The organism is Bacillus sp. GC_Bacil_1 (assembly GCF_026540675.1).
In the GTDB taxonomy this organism is placed as follows: Bacteria; Bacillota; Bacilli; order Bacillales; family Bacillaceae_G; genus Bacillus_A; species Bacillus_A cereus.
In genome coordinates, this window is record NZ_JALNUG010000008.1 from 172,658 (window position 1) to 195,489 (window position 22,832).

The window sequence follows — 22,832 nt, forward strand, 5'->3', positions numbered from 1 at the left end:
GGGAATAACGAGTATATATGCATTTCGACATCCAATAGCAAAGCCTAACGGATTTTCATCAATTTCGCTAAAATGAGCTTCATATTCTTTCATATTAAGATTGAGCTTTCTTACGGTTTCTTACTGCAAATACAGCTCCAATTAAGCCCAGTACGACACATGCAAGACCAATCCATTTTATGTATGGATTTTCGGCTTTACCGCCTGTTGTCGGAAGATACGTTTCAATTTTCTTTGGCGTTTGTTCTAGTTGTGGTTTCATAACAATCTGTTGTGGTTTCTCTAGTTGTGGAATGACAGGTTTTTCGGTTACTTTTGGTTGTTCCGGTACCTGTGGTTGCGGTGCTTCTGCTTGCTCTGGTTTTTGTGGTTGTGGTGTCGATTCCTTCTATTCCTTCACTGTATGCTTAATGAACTCAGAGGATATATTTTAAAAAATATTTATAAAATTGTACCTTTTATAGATTGTTCATTTACAATATAAATGTATAATTATTTTTCATGAAAATAATTCATTCCAACTTTGCTCGATAATATGTTGCAAAAAAAAGCTTTTCGACTGGTTCTCCCAAAAAATCCGATATACTTTTTGCCCGACTACAAATTAAACCCTTTCTACCCGACTCAACATCATACAATGTACTTACTGGAATTTTAGAACCTTTTGAAACCTCATTAATCGTATAACCTTTTGATTCACGAAATTCTCTTAAAACTGTCAAGTGTCTCACCCCCTATATACAGTTTATTAGTCTTTGAGCCTAAAGTCAACACCATAAGTTCTCGTTATTAACACTTTTAGTGTTGATAATTTACGTAAATCTTATGTTACTATGCAAAATTATAAAATTGGAGTGATAAATAAAATGACAATCGATAAAAATATTGTTGGGAAAAATATAAAAAAATTAAGGGCAATAAAAGGAGTAAGCCGAAAAGAAATGGCCGAAGATTTAAATACTACATATAGAACTGTATCTAGTTGGGAAACCGGAGAAAAAACCCCACGCTTAAATAAATTAGAGGAAATTGCTACTTATTTAAATGTCAGTGTCTCTTCTTTATTAAAAAAAGAAATTCCAGATGAAGATCTCTTAAAAAGTATTAAAGGTGAAGATCCAGTTGAGCGTTTAGCCAGATTACTCTATGAACGATACATGAGTGTACCAGATAAACATAAACCTCGTATTGAAGAAGAATTATTAAAATATGCTAGCCAATTAAAAGCACAAGTTGAACAAGAGGAATAGGGAATCTCCTATTCCTCTTGTTCATAGCTCGCACATAACTCCACAATTTCACTAAAAGTTTGTAAATCAATTGTTTTCACAATCTCCAATAATTCATTTACGCTTAATCCCATTTTCCCCATTGTTGCCCCTCCCATTTTTGCTTTTATATTGTGAAAAATAATACATAAATTTCATAATTCCCTGTCTAGGGATTTATAAAACAGTTTATAAAATCACAAAAGACACCGTTCAAAACGATGTCTTTTGTAAAAATATATATTTTAAATAAAATATGAAAAAATTATCCACCACCGCCGGGATCGACCATCATTCTATACACCATATACTGATTCCCAGAACTTTTAGCTTTTTGGGAGTACTGTTGTGTTTCCATTTTACCTAGTGAACTATTCACTAAGGTTAATAACAGTATAGCGGCTACTATTAATAAATATAACTTTTTCACCATTTTTCACCATCCCTTGACAACTAAATTATATTTTCTGTATATTCGTCATATATTACTTCAGCAAATTTTACATACAGAAAATCATTATTTACTTTAAACATATCTATAGACTGTTTAATTAAATGTATATCTTGTTTAGCCATTCCCAAGTAACACGTTTGAAGTGGTGTTAACATCTTTCTTTTTGATCTAATTTCTTCAAGTATATTTATTGCTTGTTGATATTTTCCCTTTTTAATTAAAAACAAAGCGTATTCAGCTGGGTGTAATCTATCGAAATCAATTTTATTTAGATCTTTCCACCAAAAGATTCTAATGAAGTTAATATCATTTAGAGCTATATTATATTTTAAACTACCTTTGGCGCCTTTCAATACATTTAACGCTTCTAAAAAGAATTTTAAAGATTTTTTATAATCAGAAAACATAAAGTTTTCTCCACTCCTAATGTTCAACAAAGCTTTCATAACAGGGAAGAAATCAATATCCTTATATGTTCTTAATTCACCATTTTCTATTACAAATTGTAGAGAGTTATTTTTTCTTAATATTGAATAACTCCAAAGTTCTTTTACCCAAAATCCGTATAAACTCTTTAAGAAAGTATTGGTTACTAATTTATCATCTCTAATATTCTTCTCGACTCTTTCCTTATACCCTTGCATTAGTCCAAAATCCCCTAAATCACAAAGAATTAACATACTGAGTATATCACAAAAGATTTCTACATCCGCATTAGAATTTCTAGCTTTTTGGATATTCAAGTACACTTCTCTGACATTTTTACCTTTCAAACGATCAATATATAAATTAAATATATCTGCAAATCGTCTCATTTCTAAATCCTTACTCTCTTTACATATTCCAGCGAGATATTCAATTAATAATACGTGATCGTTCAAATGAGCAAGGGCAAATGCAACTTTAACATTTATGTTTAATCTATCCTCTAAAGTACCTAAATAATCAATTATTTTTTGTTCTTGTTTATCTTTATCATTTGCAAAAACGACATAGGAAATTTTTGCAAATGTATATACAGATATTTCTTTATCCCTGTTAATCCAATTAGAAATAGTAGATTTAGCAACTCCAATTTCTTTTGCAAGATCAGTATATGTTTTGTTTTTAGAAGATAAATAATTATCGATTTCCCTAGATAACTTCTTCATGTATTTTCACCTCGTCTTTTTTCGCGAATATCCAGAAACGTACATATAAGTAAGAAAATTATACCACAGTACCTAGATACACTTTCTTGCTCAATTGTTAAGTGAATATTCTGATATTTAAGCGAAAAAAATATGACATATTTCTATATTTTGTACCTATTCTTCAAATATGAACTTAGAGTGTTGATATTATGTACATACAATTGTAAAATGAAAATAAATTACCTATGAACGAAAGGTTTTTAGAAAACAAAAAAATAAAACCCCACCGCCCAGTTTTTAATTGGCTTCTAGTTTGGCGACCGGAACCAATTAAAAACTTCTAAGATAGGGTTTTAATTCACACTATAAATATATGTGTTTTTCTTTAATATCATACTTGATATTAAAATTATATCATAATGCATATACAATGTGAATATAAAACCTCTGTTCTTCCTTTTTATTTACGGTGGAAAAAATAGGAGGGTTTTTCAGTGTTGTTGCGAAACTTTTTGCTTAGTCGAGCAAAAGCGGAACTAAGTCCCCACATCCATCACTTATCCAAAACTTCTGGAGCTATCAATCAAGCAATCAAGAAAATAACTTCTTATATTGATAGTGTTGTCCTAGAGTGTGAAGGTGCTACCACTAAAGATTATCTTACCAAGAGGAAATACGAAGCTTTAGAGACTGTTTTATCTTATTTAGTACAAGAAGGTTATAGTCAAGTTAGACAAGAACACATTAGTAAAAAATCTGGAATTTCAAAACCTATTATTAATTACATTTTTAATTGGCTGCAAGATTTAGGAGTATGTCAACAAATAAAGGTAAGACGGCACGGAAAGATTGCCCCCTCTGTTTACATCTTAACAATGCATAATAATTATTTAAAAATCGTTGAATATTTCAAGATAAAATGGGCTGTAGCAATTGATGTTTGTGCTACTTTTACTAGATTTTTAAAGAACAAAATTAGTAAAAACTCTGATGTAACAAATCTTGAATTTATGCAAAAAAACAATTTTAAACCTTCACCTTCCTTAGATTTTTTCAGCATTGAAGAGCAATCAAAACCTGCTGTCAATCATGAGAAACAAGGAAAAAATAATAGATTACAAGAATTAAATGATTATTTGAGTGAAGATCAGAAAAGAGCGTATTACTACATTTTGAGTCAAGAGCTAACATACCTATCTGAAAATGATGCGTATACAATTGCTTTAAGATTGCCACCGGATATTGATCGCTACACAAGATGGGATTTTGAAGAATGTGTGCAATGGTTCCAGTTTAATAAAGCTGAAAACAGTAATCCTGCACATTTCATAAAAATGTTTAATCAAAAATCTAAACAGAAGCAAGAACGTAGAAAACGTAATGCACAAAATACAAGCTCACTCTTAGATACAACTAATAGTCATACATTTGTTTTCTATAATTTTCTAGAAGAACACGATTAAAATCAAAAAAATCCAATTACAAATAGCCTTGCTGAAAAAAAAATATACAGCAAGGCTATTTGTAATGTCTTCCTATAGTTCTTTATAAACTTGTTGGTCTTCAATTAAACAACTCATAAATCATATATATTTTCTATGTACTATAGTTTTTTCTTTTTAATTCAACTATAAAATTTAAACCTTATGAATACAGTATATTCAATTATTATTTACTAAACTATTTACTTAGAAATTTACTAAGTAAAAATCTCCAATACCTTGATACAATAACCATTATGGCCCAAATATTAATTCTAATGTTTTTATTTATTTTAATTTCTAAAACAAGATTTATTAAATATAGTACTTTGCATCTATTTGCAACTTTTTAGGGAGGCTTAGCATATTTTCTAAAAGATTCCCTAACTTTTTATATAATCAATAGAATCATATTTTAAACAATCGATTAAAATATGATTCTATTGATTATATAACTACACTGGCTTTTGTTATTCATCAAAATTATTCAATAATATTGAATTAGCTTTTTCTAAATTACCTATGTTCTTTAAAATCTTCGTACTCATTGATTTCACTCTTTAAAAGGTATAATAACTTATTTCACGAATTGTCTTAACAACTGATTTCATTATACAAGTGTCTTCGTCCCCCTCTTCAACTATAGTACAATCTACATTTTGTTCTAGCATCTGTTCTATTACTTTTAACGACTCTTGAAATCCTTCACCCTAATTACTAGTAAAATTAATAAACGTCTAGATTTATTGCCCCCCTTTTCATCTTCCTATACACATCTACATTTCATATCAAATTTATAATGTATATTATTCAGAAATCTGGTCCATACTAATACAAATGAAACCTCAAATTAAGTTTTTTAGCTATGATTATTTAATATTTAATTAATATATTTCATCTCCCAATATCCTCATTACTTTTCACTTATAAAAATAACCCTGTTCGAGATTCAAAATCCAACAAATAATATCAGCATCTTTTAAAAATTCAAACAATATCTATACATGCTTTCATACAACAATAAAACGCTACTTTAACGCATAGCGTTCACATATAAATAAAGCTTTTTATTTGCTTTTTAGGCATATGTACTATAAAAACCTTACTTAATTGCTAATTCTATTAATGAAAGCTTTGATTCTATTGCAAATATCTAGTAAAATTCTTATATCAGCAACAAACTTCTAATATTAATAGTTAGTTTTAAAATAGTTTCCTATGTACATTAATGTTGTATAAATACTTGTTCACTTCCAACAATGAACGCTATTAGAACGAATAGCGTTCATTATTGAAAAAACATTAACGCTAGATGTATATACTGACTTAATATATAAGTATGTATACAAACAAACTGATATGAGTACAAATGATTAGATGGCTGCCTATAAAAATTTCTACTCTTAAAGGAAAGATCTTTTCAAGAACGAATCAATATCTAACATACAAATAATGGAGGTGTGAAGTTTGGAATATGGATATTTTGCACAAGAAGTAGCAAAACAACTAGATATAAACACCAATACACTTCGCAGATGGTCAATTGAACTAGAAAAAATGGAATATATATTTGAAAGAAATGAGCGTAATCAACGAATTTACTATGAGAATGATATAGATATCTTAAAGCAAATGAAAGAATACTTAAATCAAAACTGGAAACTAGAAGAAGCTGCAACAAGAAGTATGGAAAGCATGGAAAATACTGAAGAGAACGCTCAGAAAACGGATAGCGTTCATGAGGAAAATGAAGTTCAAGTAACGCTCAGAAAACGTTCAGAAACTGATATTTTGATGATTCAAGAAAAATTTTCTCACATGCTTGAGCAACAAGATAAAATTGTACAACAAAACCAAGATATCATTAAATTGTTATTACAGGAACGCTCAGAAAAAGAAGACAAAGATCTACAGATTCAGTTATTACAAGAAAAACTGGATAAAGCAATTGAACTATTAAATGAAGATCGCCAAGAACAGCAAGATAACACCAAAAAAACGTTCATTCAACGTTTATTTAATTTAAATTAAATCAGATATACGTTTTTTATCAAATATATCTAATTGAGCAAAAAAAAAAAGTGGTAGCTACCGCTTTTTTTTTTGCTCATCCTTACAACACGAATATGTAGTTTTGTAAAAAAAATTTCTATGATACGTTTTTTCTTGTTAAATTTCGAAGAGTGTAGTTTTTTACAACTTGTGTTACTAATCCTAACTAGAATAAATAGCCTGTGATACATGATGCTATTATAAGGGTTGATTAATTACATAAACTTTCTACTAAAATCATCAAAAAGCATCATGTCATTGGTAAAGAATACTTATAATTCAGTGGTATGCTCAAAAATAGAAAGCTTGTAAAAGCGATTAGTGACATGTCTTGGTCACAATTTCAAACAATGTTGAAATATAAAGTAAAGTGGTGTAGTGAACAATTAGTTGTGATATCTAAAACATTTGCTTCTAGTCAATTATGTTCCAATTGCAGCTATAAAAACATAGATGCTAAAAATTTAAACATTCGTGAGTAGGACTATCCTTATTGTGACACACGTCATGATAGAGATCGTAACACAGCGCTCAATCTTAGAAATGAAGCTAAACATAAGAACTATTGGGATAGCCTACTGAATTAGAAACCGTTTGGCTTCTGTACTTAGGTATCCATTACCTCAAGGATACTAGGTACTCAGTTGTCCAATATATTTTTCTTAACATATCTTATTGGACCTTTCTTATGGATTCAAAAAACTCTTTATATCGCTAATAAAAACATGTTAATCCTATTTCCTAAAATTAGTTAAGTGTTTACTTTGTCAATTTTTAGGTAAGATTGACAACTCCTCTAATTTCTTAACCACATAATAAACCTGTATAGGAAACTCCATGTTTTTTCTAGTCTTCTTTAATTCATTTTGCCAGACTAAATTTTTTCATATAAATGTCATCAATCACAGCATTCATTATTATTAAATCCTATGCGTTATAAACGCTATTATTAAAGGCCATATCTTTTACTTCTAAAGTTACATTATGTCGTCCTTAAAGGAAAACTACTATATTTATGCACTGAATCTCTAATGAACGCATAGCGTTCATTATTTACAAAACGTTAAATTAACGTTTTGTAAGCGCTCATAGCGTTTTTTTATTGTATTAAAATACTTGCCATCTAATATCCTTACAGATCGTTTCAAGTTCAAAACACTAAACAAAGAAAATTTTCCATTCTTTAATTTGTTAGGCCGCTATCACATAGCTCCTAGGCCTTTTAGACGATTCTTATCGCTCTTATAATTTAAAACTTTGCTAATAAGATATGTACCACAGGAAGAACACGCCAATTAATGTCTATATTTCCGTAATCATACTTCGAACATAGTCTACTAACATCAACTATTTTTAATTTAGCAACTACTTTATTTCATACCACTTGCTTAAAATACTTTATGACATATATAGCATAGTCAGGGTCGTTATTATAACGTTCATTAATTAGTACAACATAGAAACATCCAGCTTTATTATGGACTATTAATTGATACACCCTATCAGATTTTATATATTGCTTTAGCATATATTGTATCCTTTAAACAACTCAGGATATTGATATTAAAGAGATAAACGCAAAAAAAACGGGTAGTGTTCACATAAAAAACACTCAATAACACTTAAGTTAAAAAGATTTTAGCATAATCACAACTACTTATCCCTTTGTCCTGCCTTATGGATTCCAAAGATACTTCATATATCTCCAGCCTACTTTAATAAATTTATCAGATTGTATTTGTTATATTAAGCTTAACATTAACTTAGGATACATCTTAAGATTTGTAATGATAAAAAAGCACCATACCATCGCAGCGTTCATTATTACTAATTTATACGCGTTATCAACACTGTTAAATAAGACATATCTATCCTAAAGCCACATTATACGTTTAGATATAAATATATCTAAACGTATAATGTTAATGTGCCGAATTCCTCGTGAACGCTATGCGTTCACGTTTTACGAATCGTTAAATTAACGTTTCGTAAGCGTTCATTTTTTTATTCCTACAGTATTAAACATCTTGCGCCTCAAACAGCCTGTAAGGATGTTTGGAGATGCAAGATTATTAAATAAAAAGACACTCCATTTCTTATTTGTTAGGTGGCTATTCTCGTAATTCATATACTTTATAAATAAAATACTTCCTTCTCATGATTTAAACTTGTGTTAATACCTTTATCATAATGTGTGTTATAAGAATGAAACTCTCATGAACATCTATAACACAGCTAAAATTAGTGGATTTCTTGAAATAAGCCCTTGGAAGATTATGCTTTGCTTCTTGCAAGTTGATCCCTGTTTAAAGAATTTAATACGATATATTTTTACTTCATTTAGTTGAAATTGTTTTTATAACATTTAGTACTAGTTATAAAATATATTATATTATAAGAATTAAATAATATATAGAATACTAATTTATGTATAGATATATTTTATTTTTATCATTCAAATGGAACAAAACATCATATGAATCCTTATTTTATTTATTCATACATCTGTTAGGTGTAACACTCTTTAAATAACTCCTAACGTTGTAGTTAAGGGATTAGTCGGTAAAATAACGGATAGCGTTCACGTGAAAATAAACACTAAAATAACACTTTGATAACGTTTAGATTCTCCAAGAATCCCGATACCTTAAAATATTCACTTAACCTTTATAGATTATAGTTAGGATTAATAATTTAAATTTATAACATCTTCGATTTGGTAACATCATTTAAAAGCATAGTTGCTTAAAAGTAGCATTCTCAAAATTATTGCATAAATTTTATCAATCTCTGACAAAGAACTATTTCCTCAAAAATGTGAACGTGGTAGGTGTATGCCAATTGACGTAAGCCAAAATGCTTGGCTTGTTATCATATAATTGTAGATATTGCTTTTTATGAATTCTTAAGATAGGATGTTGGTTGCAGAAAACTCATTGCAATTGTAAACTATCGTCCCATACTTGACGAAATTATGAAAAACAGGATAAAACAGTAATCTCATATATTAAATAGATCGCAATATTGTTAAGAGGTCACAGTTTCACATAAATAGTATTCTCATATTAAATACATCCTATACAAAAAATTGTTAGTAGTGTTAAAAATATTTTCTGAGGGTTTCATGACCGTTTTTATAACGTTCATGAAACCCTCAATGTGTGATAGTAACTTTCGTTACACTCATAAATCCCATTATAAAATTTTTCTATTTCTTTATAATTATATTGTAAAGCTAGAAATGAATTGATTTATTTTTTTAGTTAATCCTTGATTAATATATCTATTATAGAATATGCCATAATAATGAAAAATTCATTCGTAAAACCTCTAAAATAAATGCCTAAAGTATGCGATTAGATATAACTATAACTTTCTCCTCATTACATTTTGCCTTCGACTCCAACGTTATTGAAATTACATCTAAGATACATCAAAAAATTATTGCCTTCTTTAGACTACATATGCCAGTTCAAAGTATCATTCGTTCTTCTGAAAAGAATACGTTTTGTTTTTATTAGCTAGTTTCTACTGTTGGAACAAATTTAGCTTTTTTATAAATAAAAAGACTTCTTTAATTCCTAATCCCACATCATTCTCAACAGAAGTACCAATTTTCATTAATTCTTTTATGTATCATCTAACAGTCGTACTAATTCATAGGCTTTACAAACAGCGTTCCACTATAGATTATAGATATTTTTGTTTGATCATCTATTATAACCATATTTCCGTTCGTTTGTTTCTTTTGTAGAATTTTATTTTGTTTGAACTAGAGTAATTCATTTCAAAAAACATATGCTTATATCCATCGTACTTCTCTCCGGACTAAGATTTCTATCTTGAATCTCCTTATATAAAAAAGAAGATTCTTTTAAATTACACTCATATTATCTCTTTACCGAAGCTTCTGCTCTATCCATCAAAAACATCGAATTAATTAATATGTAAATATGCAACTAAAAATTGATTCAAGTAGGCCCCATTACAAAATAACAACGCCTAAATAACACTTCTAAAACGTTCATATAATAAAACTATTGTATTTAATGTAACTTAAGAAACTTAAATATATAATTTTGGTTAAAAAATTTGATGTCTTACCACAAAAATTTAGAGTTAATTTCAAAAATAAAACAAGAGCACTGAAGGTTATTCATTATCTATTTAAATATCTTACTTTTAAACTTTAAGCCAGCATTCCTGTGATCCTCCGTGAACGCTATGCGTTCACGGAGGATCACTTACTACATTCCTACTATAAACAGTAAAAGTATGTAAACCGATTAACACCCTAGATATATATCCAATCCCAAATCATATTATATTAGTTGCTTCAGAAAGTAGTTTTATTTTTCAAAGTATGTTACCAATGAACCTCCTAAAAAACACCTTTTCAACATAGCTTTATATTGCCACTATGATTTAAGTATGTATGTAGAGACTACTTTGATATCTATGTGATTTTTTATATAGAAATACTTCAATTGAAATTCTTTACAGCCTATATAAACTACTTTTTTTATTATTGAGCTCGAAAAATAAATTTATAGGTTTTATCATTACGTAAACCATTTTCTCTTTAAAACCACCTTTAAATGTTGCTATTACAATGTTTAACGCTTTAAAAACGCCTAGTGTTCATCTGCTAAGTTCGCCAGATAAACACCATAATAACGTTTGTTTAGCAAATATATATGAATCTGTAATTAATCCTGTTCAATTTTATATTCAAATCAAATTTCATAGATTCTCTATTCTTTTAAAGGAGTGCTGCAGATACAAATAGAACATATACAACAAAATACATATTGTAACTTGATATGTATAGGGTTAATTTGCATACTACTTTTTTAGTCTTTTAGTTATAGTTATCATCAAAATAGCCAAAAACAAACTTATATAGTAAAGATCTCAGTTTAAAACCGTCTTTCAATGCGTTACTACACCAAAAAACATCTAATCTTCCAATCTCATTTCTTTTATCAGCTATTTGTTTATAAAAAACATTGAAATCTTTGATATAAAGGGGTTTAACGCATTAATAACGCCTAGCGTTCACATAATATCAAACACCGGAATAACACCTTTATAACGTTTATTCAGCTAATCATTTTAACTATTCAAGTATGTATAAGTCATATTTGTAATTAATCTTACTTGCTTTCTAATTTTCTTCCTCCTGATTAAAATGTATACCTCATTCCACTAGATATCCCTTGGGTTCCCAAAATATATCATCAATAGTCTATCCGTAAACCATAGAAGCAACATGATATTTTAAAAGGCATCTTCGACAAACGTATTCCTCCCACCAATAACGCCTTTTATATTTTATTGATATTTAAAAGATATCTAATATATATCTAAAAATACAAAGGATCAGAAATATCCCGAAATAACCCAATCCATCTCGATTTATTATCTAATTTATATTTATTTTATATCTATTTTATATTTAAATTATATTTTTTATTCATGAATTTTATAAAAACCTTGTTGTTAAAGGTTTTATAGGTTATAATATATTTATTAGATATAAATTAGAAATAAATTTCATAGAGGTGATGTATAATGGCAAGTTTAAAAGGCAAAACTCTTCATATAGACATAGAAGGTGATATTGGGAACGATTCATTTAAAGGTTACATCAATGGTGAATACATAAAAATGAAAAATGTATATCAAAGTGTTTACTCAATGCCTAATGTTACTGAGACAAACATCCAAAAAAACGTAGTTAATTTAGTAGATAATATGTTCGTAAATATTGCTAGTAAATCAATTCGAAGATCCGGAATGTATTTCATTGGTAATCGAGCGATGTTAACAGGGAAAAATCCTAAAAACATGAACATTAAAGTAGGTCAAAAATACAATGATGATTTACCTCTAATTAATATGCTAGGATTAATTGCAAACAAATCAGTTCAACTTGAATGGGAACGCACAGAAGAATTACCACAATCAATCAATGTGACTGTCGACCTTATTTCAGCTATCCCAGCAAGCCAATGGACACCCGTAAACGCTAAACATTTAGAACAGCGTTTTACTAATTCAAATCATGTTGTAGTGGTTTATGTAGGAGAAGAGCAGGTAACGGTTAGCTTAACATTTAATAGTGCAAACATTACACAAGAGGGTGTTCCTCCGTTATTTGCAATTCTTGAAGGGGAAGAGGAGATGTTTACTGATTTCACTAAACTATATGCAAAAAAACTTGAAATCAAAAAAATTGACGGCTCTTTCTTTAAAAACAAAAAGATTCTACATTCTGATATTGGGGATGGAACAACTGAGTATATCTATACAGTTGGCGTGAACCCAGTAATTGATGCTTGTAGCGGTGAAAGACGTGGTGTCGGTCATGCTACAGAAGAAGCTGTAAAATTATTAAATCAAGAACGTGGCACAAACATTAAACGCCAACAATTCTCTCAAATTCTTCAAGATATAGATCATAAATACCATGAAGAGGCAACAACCCACTTTAATATTACAAAAGTGGAACAAGCTGAACTAATCCTAGAAGATACAGATGAAAAATATGTAAACAATACAGCCAGTGAAGCTGAAGTTTTATGTGTGTATGGTGGGGGAAGTATTACTTTTAAAGATGAATTATATAATCAATTATTAGAGTATTGTGAGCGAGTTGGAATGTACTTATTGTGGATTCCAGAGAAATACGCTGTAGATATGAATGCTAAGGGGATGCAAATTATCAAGAAAATTCTTTCTCGAAAAAAGGTGAAATAGTATGTCCGACAAAAAAAGAGAATCCTTCTTCTGGAACCTCAAGAAGATTGAGAATGAAGAATTCTTTAAATGGTTCGAGTCACAAAGCAATATAGCCGATTCTTTGTATAAACTTGTTTGCTATTTTATTGATAAACACGGATTACAAGACGTGGCTGATTATAAGATACAACAACAAATGCAAAAAGAAATTTTACTTCAAGATAAAGACTTTTTAAATGATGTTAAGCGTATACTTTTAAATAATTCAAACCTTACTATTCAAAAAGAAAGCCAAGCAAATGAAGAAGAGATAGCCGATTCAAATAGAATAATCTCATCTACTGAAAAGAATTCTACTTCTAAAGATACACATATAGAAAATGAATCAACAACTGAAAAAGCAGTACTAAAAGATGAATATGAAGATCTGGATACGGCCAATTTATTTGGTAACTAGCGTTATAAATCCATGATAAAAAGAGTCCCTAAAATAGGGACTCTTTTTATCATAAATTTAAGCTTTTTCTACATCTTATCAATAATAATTTGTCTTTTGTACCACTGATTTAATTTATCTTTAGCCGTGCCTGAAAGGCGTTTTGTTTTCTTATTATAAAACCTAGAAAGGGTAGGTTGTGATATACCTATTTCTTTTGAAAGTTCTCGCATTGTAATATTTTTATTCATATGGAAGTATGATATTTTTTCTCTAATTGAATTTTCATACTCATCAACATCTAAAGTGTTATTTTCTATTTTCACAGGAGACTCTTCTTGTATGATCTCTACTGTTTTTTTCTTCACTATTTTTTCTATTGAATTCATTAATTCTTTCGGCGGTAAAATTATTATACCTAACTGAGCATAATAGTTCTTAAACCAATTCTTCTTTGTTAACATTTCCTCTTTTAAATCTTCACTGTACTCCCAATGTGATATTACCTTTTCCTTCTCTAAATCAATAAGAACATTTTCTAACTGTTCACGAATACGATTTGGCTTTTGATTTTGATTTATACCCATGACAGCCAGTAATCCCTTATCTCCTCCTATAGAGTAAGGCCTTTTTAAGCTAGAGAACATTTGACGAATTCTCCATTGCCAAGTTAAATAACGAATCAATCTCTTATGATATTTATGTCTATAACTATTATATTCTAACGCTTTTTTTGATAATAGTGCCGTTGTACTACTAGAACCATATAAATAACTTGATAAGAAGCTCCCTGGCTTAATCCTGCAAGATTCTATCCCCATATATTCGTTAGTGTTAGTATCTCTCCAGAGTACCACAGAATCTAATACAAAAAGCCTTTTAATAACTTCTCGCTTTACTTCATAATGTTTACCTGCTTCAGCTCGATCATTTAATACAACTACCTCATTATCATCATTTAAATAGATAAAAATACTTGCTAAGGCAGCAATTCGTTTGGCAACCTTTATTTTATCTTCTGCTCGATAATATTCTGTGTTATTAGCCTTTGCTTTAGGTATACTACACATTTCTAATACCTGATTATATGAAAAGTCTATGAATTCATCAGGGGACTTTGCCTCATTTAACCATTGGATAGTAATTGCATCTAAACAGTCAGCAGTTAAATCATCCATATTACTCATTACACCATCAACCAATGTATTCCAACGAGCAGCTTCTTCAATATTTATTAATCTTAAATCTTCATCTTTATGTGAAGAAAGTTGTGCAACTCCACTACTATCTTTCGTTTCAATTGGATAAGATTTCAACTTTGTATTTTCATCTTCTTCAAATTGATTCTTTGCTATACCATCTCTTAATTTATAATAAACCGCAGAATTATTCACTTCATAGTAATTCTCGTGCTCTAAACTTGTATTAGATTCCTTTGGTTCCTGCACGGTTTCATTGTTAGCTCTTGAAAACTCTTGCTCCACAAATAATCCTATCGCCACATCAATTTCAATTTGGTAAGCTTCTATGTTGGTGAATATTTCCAAAGAGGAGATTCCCTTTTTTTGTTGCTGTTCAAGCCACTGTACAAGCATTGAAAATGATGGGGAAAAATAGTCCGAAGTTACGATCCTACTAGTATCTTCTTTAACTTCTAAGTAATAAGCATTCCATTTATACCACAATTGTTCATTATGTTTATAGATAGGTGCTGATATTACTAATGCATCTTTAAACAATTGTAGAACATTATCCATATACATCCTTCTCCTTATTTAATTTACAATTGAGAATGATTTAAACTTAAATCTATATAGCCTTATGATGTTCCTATTCATGAAAATAAAAAAGAATACAGTAAGTTCTATCCAACCATCCTTTAGTGATAATCTAGCACGTATGCTTATAACCACCTCTTTTACTGATTATACAAGACTGTATCCATTTGGAAAAGGTAAGACGTTATATGAAAACCAATATTTTTCAAGGGATTAGCTGAAACATGAAATTCTTTTGCGATATCATGTCCCTTTTGAATAAACATGAAAAAGCTAGGTATTCATGTTTTAACAGTTTCGCTGTATATATGGTAAAACTCATTAAATTTTGCATACAAAGTGAAAATTTATAGCGGTATCATGTCCCTTTTGATTAAAACATGAAAAAAATCCAGCCTAAAATGTTTCATGAAATTAAACTATATATTTTTTCATAATCTTTTCTATCCTTGATACAAAAGGGTTTCTTCTATATTCAAGGTATGAAACAAGAAAATTTATAGCGGTATCATGTCCCTTTCGTGTTTCATAAATCCTCTTAAATCCCTTATATACCATACATTTATACCACATCTTCTCAGATTTCAGGGGATTATAAAACATGAAAATTTATAGCGGTATCATGTCCCTTTCTATCTGAAAAGATGAATCACTCCTAGCGGTATCATGTTCCTTTTATAAATGCCAAATTTCATATAAATCCCTTTAACATCAATGTTTATTAACGATTTTCATGTGAATTTTAATAAATAGAAATATGAAAATACACAGCCCTATCATGTCCCTTATATTTTTGTGAAAATAAGCTTCCAATCCTATTAGAACAACGTTTATTAGCAGTTTATAACTCATTTTCTTGTTTATTCGGAACATGAAAATCCATAGTGATATCATGTCCATAAAAAAAATAGAACAAAACCCGAAACCCCTTGATATGAAAGGGATTAACGTACATTTCATTTTTTCATGTTTGCTCTTAAAGGGGCCCATTTCATCGAATTTTGATTTGCTATAATTAAAATCGGTATATTTTATATTGTACGGATATGTATATTTTAATTTGTATAGGAGGTGAAAAAGATGAGCAAATCATTTGTTATTCGTAATCAACGTAGTCTAAATGGACAATCTACTAATGCGGTTATCGTTACATTAAAATCTTGGCAAGCACTTGTTGATGCATTGGAAGGAAAATACTATAGCTATAAAGATACATACCTTGAAGATATTATTAATCAAATGTCGTATGAAGAACGTATTGCGGATATCGATGGATTTGTTGCACAGGCAAAGCCATCTTTTTCACGTCATACTATTTCAAAGACAATGGGAAGAAAACATAGATTGTACGGTATTACAAATGCAGATCTTGAAGTATTCCTTTATCTACATAAAAAATGCTATACAAATGGTATTATTCCAAACGTAACAGTACATATGCTTTGGGAAGACTATAAGCAATACAAAGAAGAATTGGCATGTATACAGCATTCTCAATTCTATATTGCATTAAGAAAATTAAGCCTACATAACATTATTACGATTGAAAATGAATTAGATAGTCGATACACAATTAAAATAACTCATTTTATGAATGAAGAAACAGAAAAAGCAAATCCTTATGTTTACATTAGTCCTGTAGTCTTTACAAAGGCTTTCTTTGAACTTTCAATAGCATCTAAGAAGCTATTCTTAGATATTGCTATGCAACAGCATAGAGAAACTACATTAAAACGTTCTTTAGACAAACAGGATGAAAGAGGTAATAAGACTCACTTTGGTGGGATGTACCGCTTTCTACATAAGAAGTATCCACATCAAATTCGTGCAGTTATGAAAGAACTAACGACTGTATTGCCTTGTACAGGAACTCCACTATTCAAAATCTGTAAACTACAAAAAGGGGTTCAAAACAAGAAAAAATACACGACTTTATTTTTATCTATTCATTCAGACTTCTTATGTGGAAAAGAATCAGGCGAACTACAGTATCGTGATCCTTTTACTCCAAAGGTTACGTATGCCCGTAAAGCCCGATTTATTGAATCTACACTACAAGAAATGCATATTGGGGAATTTACACGAGACATGAATAAATTTATTCATGTACTTAAAAATACCTGTCATCGACAAATCCGTAGTGTAATACATAGTTTGCGTGACATGATTGATCGCACTGAAAAATATCCAAGTAAGTTAGTATATACACTGAAAAAATTATTGAATCAAACATCACAGTATCATATTCTTGATACCGCAGCTAAAGAAGGGGTTTATCCTCTTATTACACAGCACGTACCCGCAAAACAAAAAGAACAAGCTATATTTGATTTCGGATTGCATTTCTCTATGTACTCTCGCCGAAGCATCAAGAAACTGTTCCGTAAAACATTTGAGTTATTAAAGAACAAATTTGCCGTACCTGTTACAGAGGAATCTTACCATCGTAATTATCTAAGATATCAAGAAGAAACATTATTTAGAAAATACGCTTATGAACAAGGTGCAAATCTAAATGCTTATATGGCTTTAGAAATAGAAATGCGTGAACTTCTAAAAATAAAAGGACATAAGGAACGCTTTATTCCTAGCGATGTACGTGAATTGTTCATTGAAAAGATAGATAAATTACCAAAAGAAAAGCTAAGGGTAATTGAAGTACCTGATAGCATAAATTTAATTACCTTTATACGTGCCTTGGAAAAGCTGATACGTACTGGAATTCAAGTAACATCAACTGAACAGGTATTAAAAGTAATGGAAGAAATGTAATCATTTTCAGCTCTCTATATTTGAAAAAAAATCAAAGTAGAGGGCTATTCGTGTTGGCTCTATCATTCAAAATCTTTCTATTAGATACATTTATATACTTTTCTAAAAGATTCTATTGAAAATAGAGTCTTTTTTTATGCACTTCTATACAATAAAAGTTATTCATCCTTCTTAATTTCCACAATAGTAACTTGAATAGGTATCCAATACCTATATAAATAGAGATTTTACTCTACATAAAATCATAAGAAAAATTAAATTTTTAGTAGATATGTTTATAAAAAGTATCATTTGTGAATAAAAATATCATACTATTGTTGCTATATAAAGGTTCTATAAGTAAATCTACTAAAATTCATCAAGTTTTATGTGATTAAATATGAATAACTGAATTAAGTGGATTAAATTATGATCCTTGTGTATAGATTGTGTACAAATAACTACAAATTGGGGACAACTATCGAGAATATCTTCTTATTTACGGTTGAATAAATATACTTATCAATGAATTATTTTTCTTCATTTTTTATGTAGGAATAGTGATATTATTTTATGATTTTATGTAGAAAGGATGGTACAACAAAGTCTATTTTTACACTCCCATTACATACCATTTATGATTTTTTACAGTAGGGTATGTTAAAAACATTGTCATAGCAGGCTTTATTCTATATTTTATGAACCTATAAAAGTTTTATCTTTATATTTTTAATATATATAAGATATATATTTATATAAGATTTTAAGAAAAGGGGGAATATTTTAGAGAGGATGGGGACAAACAAAATATTTTTAAATAAAAAATAATTTATATTATATATACTAATGTTTTCAAAATTTATTAATAAAAATTTCTAACTACTATACACATAAAATACTACTAGATAAATTACATATAAGTGTTAAGTGTCTTCTTTAGTAGAGTTATCACAACAAAGAGATTTACATACTATAACAAATTAATAGTCCTTTACAAGAAGATGAATTACTATTGCTTTAGGAAATTAATAGTTATAAACTTATAGGCAAAGTCAAGATCCTAGCTATAAGTTTGTAAAAATAGAGTATAAATTTATTATACTTTATTAAATTTTTTATACATGAATAGGAGTGATATTTATGCAACTAAAAAATGTAACACCTATGGGATTAAATGATGATGTATTCAAAACAATTATTAATAAAACTGAAAATACATTCCCATCATTTTTTTTCATTAATCCGTCAGGTAATGTTGTCATACCAAAATATTTGAACAAGGATATATGTATCTATGCAGTTTTCGGTGAAACAATGGTTATAATTGATAATGAAATTGAGATATTAAGGCATCAACAAATATTGTATTTTAATGCTGAAGTGTACATTGAATTGAGAAATAATACAACTGAGAATGTAATTGTATATATTGATGGTGTAAATAAGTAATTATTGATTAGAATTATTATAAATATTTGTGAAATACTTCACAAAAAATACACAATAAAAAATAGTCATTTCATGTATAGTGGGAGTAGTTGAAAATTTCATATCATTACTTGTGAAATACTTCACATGTTTTAAGACTTTACTTAATAGGCAAGATGAAAACAATAAGTTCCAACATTTTAAATCTATTTTTATAGTGATCTGGAGGCTTTAATATGACAAAAAAGACAGATGAAAAAGAAGTACAAGCAATGGTCAACGTAGTAATTAAAGATGAAAATGATGTACAAGAAGTTGTTAATACTTTAGTTGAAAATGGAAAAGAAGCACTAAAAGCAATGGAATCTTATACGCAAGAGCAAGTAGATCATATTGTTCATGAAATGGCACTATCTGGATTAGATCAACATATGCCATTAGCAAAAATGGCGGTAGAGGAAACTGGTCGAGGTGTGTATGAGGATAAATGTACAAAAAATATATTTGCGACTGAATATATTTGGCATAGCATAAAAAAAGATAAGACTGTAGGAATTATTCATGAAGATCCACATGAAGAAGTCATTGAAATTGCCGAACCAGTAGGTGTAGTTGCTGGTGTGACACCAGTAACGAATCCTACTTCAACAACTATGTTTAAAGCAATTATTGCAATGAAAACAAGAAATCCAATTATTTTTGCTTTTCATCCATCTGCTCAGCGATGCTCTGTTGCAGCGGCTAAAATTTTAAGAGATGCTGCAATTAAGGCAGGGGCACCGAAAAATTGCATTCAATGGATTGAAAAACCTTCTGTTGAGGCAACAAAAAGATTAATGAACCATGAGCGGGTTGCACTTGTTCTTGCAACCGGAGGTGCTGGAATGGTGAAATCAGCATACTCTACAGGGAAACCGGCCTTAGGAGTAGGACCTGGGAATGTACCTTGTTATTTAGAGAAATCAGCACATGTAAAACGAGCTGTAAATGATTTAATTTTATCAAAAACATTTGATAATGGTATGATTTGTGCTTCTGAACAAGCAATCATTGTAGATAAGGAAATCTATAATAGTGTAAAAACAGAAATGCAAGACAACAATTGTTATTTTGTTACAGAAGAAGAGAGAATAAAATTAGAGAAGCTTGTTATTAATGAAAATACATGTGCAGTAAATAGTGATATTGTTGGGAAATCAGCACATTATATTGCTTCATTAGTAGGCATTAAGGTACCAGAAGATACAAAAATACTTGTAGCTGAAATTAAGGGAGTGGGTGCAGAATATCCACTATCACGTGAAAAATTGAGCCCAGTATTAGCTTGTATCAAAGCAAATTCACGAGAAGAAGGATTTAAATACTGTGAAGAAATGTTAAATTTGGGTGGCTTAGGGCATTCAGCAGTTATTCATTCTACAAATAAAGAAGTACAAAAACAATTTGGTTTAAGAATGAAAGCTTGTCGTCTTATTGTAAATTCACCGTCAGCACAAGGTGGGATTGGTGATATATATAACGCATTTATTCCATCTTTAACATTAGGTTGTGGATCATATGGTAAGAATTCTGTTTCCCAAAACGTAACAGCTACACATTTAATAAATGTAAAGCGTTTGGCGACTAGAAAAAATAATATGCAATGGTTCAAATTACCACCTAAGGTTTTTTTTGAAAAACATGCGACACAATATTTAGCTAAGATGCCAAACATTTCACGAGCATTCATTGTAACGGATCCAGGAATGGTAGACCTGGGATATGTGGACACAGTTACACATTACTTACAACAGCATTTAAATGATGTAAAAGTAGGTGTTTTCTCAGAGGTAGAACCAGATCCATCAGATGAAACAGTATTCAAGGGTGCTGAGATGATGAGAAGCTTCAAACCTGATGTAATTATTGCATTGGGCGGAGGTTCAGCAATGGATGCAGCAAAAGGAATGTGGCTATTTTATGAATATCCAGAAACAACATTCTTTGGAATCAAACAAAAGTTTTTAGATATTAGAAAACGTACATGTAAGTTTCCAACATTAGGGCAAAAAGCACAATTTGTTGCGATTCCAACAACATCAGGAACAGGGTCAGAAGTGACACCATTCGCGGTTATTACAGATAAAAAAAATAATATAAAATATCCACTTGCTGATTATGAATTAACACCAGATGTAGCGATTATTGATCCACAGTTTGTAATGACAGTGCCACCTCATGTAACAGCAGACACTGGAATGGATGTGTTAACACATGCAATTGAAGCATACGTGTCTATTATGGCAAATGACTATACAGATGGATTGGCCTTAAAAGCCATTGATCTAGTATTTAAATATTTACCGCGAGCATATAAAAACGGAAATGATGAAGAAGCACGTGAAAAAATGCATAATGCTTCTGCAATTGCAGGTATGGCTTTTGCAAATGCATTTCTTGGTATTAATCACAGTTTGGCGCATAAGCTTGGGCCAGAATTTCACATTCCACATGGACGCGCTAACGCAATCTTAATGCCACATGTAATTCGCTATAATGCCATTAAGCCGAGAAAACATGCATTGTTCCCAAAATATGAGCATTTTGTGGCAGATGAACGTTATGCATATATTGCAAGAACATTGGGGCTACCAGCAAGTACAGTAGAAGAAGGGGTAGAATCTCTTGTGCAAGCAATTATCAGCCTTGGAAAAGAATTAAATATTAATATGAGTATTGCAGGACAAGGAGTAAAACAAGAAGCATTTGACAATGTTGTGGATGTCTTATCGGAAAGAGCATTTGAAGATCAATGTACACCAGCAAATCCGAAACTTCCATTGATTTCAGAATTAAAAGAAGTATATAAACAAACATATAAAGGTGTGTAATAAGTTAAGTAGGTATAACTTTTTAAGTTCATAGATTTTGTATTTGATATTTGTAAATATATTGTATATGGGTGTTAAGGGGAAATATATATTATAAACAGCATTGTTTTAAATAGAACATCTAACAAAAATGCTGCCTAGATGACCTGTATGTAGGTAAGATGGGAGTGTACAAAAGCTATGTCTAATTATAAGAAGTTAAATCAAGTAATTGAAAAAAAAGAGGAATTAATATCGCTTGTTAAGCAGTATGGATTCACTCATGAAAAGGTAATTTGTTATAGTAGAGAATTAGATTTATTACTAGATGATTTGATGAAATCTAATAGAAATAATAAATAAATAAAATTTATATAAAAAAAATATAAAATATAAATTTTTAAGATATTTTTAAAATAAAAAGCGCTCTCCTACTTATAGGGGAGTGCTTTTTTATC

At 29.7% G+C, this 22,832-nt stretch carries 13 protein-coding genes and 2 pseudogenes; 10 read left to right on the forward strand and 5 right to left on the reverse strand.

Translation table 11 applies throughout. The features are described from left to right. Positions 1-94: 94 nt before the first annotated feature. Positions 95-418, reverse strand: a pseudogene (locus OXT04_RS14515) (LPXTG cell wall anchor domain-containing protein); the annotation flags it as partial. A gap of 94 nt (positions 419-512) precedes the next feature. Next, positions 513-722 (reverse strand): helix-turn-helix domain-containing protein, encoded by a 210-nt coding sequence (locus OXT04_RS14520; protein ID WP_025966417.1) that lies wholly within the window; start codon positions 720-722, stop codon positions 513-515. A 144-nt stretch (positions 723-866) separates the two neighbouring features. On the opposite strand from OXT04_RS14520, the gene OXT04_RS14525 reads away from it, so the two are divergent. Next, the gene (locus OXT04_RS14525; protein ID WP_000151002.1) at positions 867-1,250 is read left to right on the forward strand and encodes a helix-turn-helix domain-containing protein; all 384 of its coding nucleotides are present in this window, start codon (positions 867-869) and stop codon (positions 1,248-1,250) included. A gap of 283 nt (positions 1,251-1,533) precedes the next feature. Here OXT04_RS14525 and OXT04_RS14530 read toward each other — a convergent pair whose 3' ends face one another. Beyond that, a complete protein-coding gene (locus OXT04_RS14530) occupies positions 1,534-1,701 on the reverse strand; it encodes a hypothetical protein (RefSeq protein WP_170952484.1) in 168 nt (55 codons plus the stop codon). Between the two features lie 20 nt (positions 1,702-1,721). Beyond that, the gene (locus OXT04_RS14535; protein WP_097826293.1) at positions 1,722-2,873 is read right to left on the reverse strand and encodes an AimR family lysis-lysogeny pheromone receptor; all 1,152 of its coding nucleotides are present in this window, start codon (positions 2,871-2,873) and stop codon (positions 1,722-1,724) included. A gap of 476 nt (positions 2,874-3,349) precedes the next feature. Here OXT04_RS14535 and OXT04_RS14540 point away from each other — a divergent pair, with 476 nt between their 5' ends. From OXT04_RS14540 to OXT04_RS14560, 5 genes and pseudogenes are all read left to right on the forward strand, one after another. Further along, entirely contained in the window at positions 3,350-4,318 is a 969-nt protein-coding gene (locus OXT04_RS14540; RefSeq protein ID WP_267415560.1) for a Replicase RepFR55, read from the forward strand. A gap of 1,485 nt (positions 4,319-5,803) precedes the next feature. Beyond that, entirely contained in the window at positions 5,804-6,367 is a 564-nt protein-coding gene (locus tag OXT04_RS14545; RefSeq protein ID WP_000455692.1) for a MerR family transcriptional regulator, read from the forward strand. Between the two features lie 236 nt (positions 6,368-6,603). Next, a pseudogene (locus OXT04_RS14550) lies at positions 6,604-6,975 on the forward strand (RNA-guided endonuclease TnpB family protein); the annotation flags it as partial. A gap of 4,987 nt (positions 6,976-11,962) precedes the next feature. Further along, complete coding sequence (locus OXT04_RS14555; protein ID WP_000157615.1) at positions 11,963-13,150, forward strand: ParM/StbA family protein; 1,188 nt, start codon at positions 11,963-11,965, stop codon at positions 13,148-13,150. A gap of 1 nt (position 13,151) precedes the next feature. Next, positions 13,152-13,589, forward strand: coding sequence for a hypothetical protein (locus tag OXT04_RS14560; RefSeq protein ID WP_001280893.1), 438 nt, complete (start codon positions 13,152-13,154; stop codon positions 13,587-13,589). A gap of 68 nt (positions 13,590-13,657) precedes the next feature. Here the strand turns inward: OXT04_RS14560 and OXT04_RS14565 are convergent, their stop codons facing one another. Beyond that, positions 13,658-15,325 carry a helix-turn-helix domain-containing protein gene (locus tag OXT04_RS14565; RefSeq protein WP_000370965.1) on the reverse strand — a complete coding sequence of 556 codons (1,668 nt, stop codon included), beginning with the start codon at positions 15,323-15,325 and terminating at the stop codon, positions 13,658-13,660. 1,101 nt (positions 15,326-16,426) lie between these two features. Here OXT04_RS14565 and OXT04_RS14570 point away from each other — a divergent pair. From OXT04_RS14570 to OXT04_RS14585, 4 genes are all read left to right on the forward strand, one after another. Beyond that, positions 16,427-18,118 (forward strand): hypothetical protein, encoded by a 1,692-nt coding sequence (locus OXT04_RS14570; protein WP_097826295.1) that lies wholly within the window; start codon positions 16,427-16,429, stop codon positions 18,116-18,118. A gap of 1,119 nt (positions 18,119-19,237) precedes the next feature. Next, on the forward strand, positions 19,238-19,546 hold the full coding sequence (locus OXT04_RS14575; RefSeq protein WP_001176238.1) for a hypothetical protein: 309 nt from the start codon (positions 19,238-19,240) through the stop codon (positions 19,544-19,546). 251 nt (positions 19,547-19,797) lie between these two features. Beyond that, positions 19,798-22,395, forward strand: coding sequence for a bifunctional acetaldehyde-CoA/alcohol dehydrogenase (gene adhE / locus OXT04_RS14580; RefSeq protein ID WP_267415622.1), 2,598 nt, complete (start codon positions 19,798-19,800; stop codon positions 22,393-22,395). 180 nt (positions 22,396-22,575) lie between these two features. Beyond that, complete coding sequence (locus OXT04_RS14585; RefSeq protein ID WP_002099070.1) at positions 22,576-22,737, forward strand: Spo0E family sporulation regulatory protein-aspartic acid phosphatase; 162 nt, start codon at positions 22,576-22,578, stop codon at positions 22,735-22,737. The last annotated feature ends 95 nt before the right edge of the window (positions 22,738-22,832 follow it).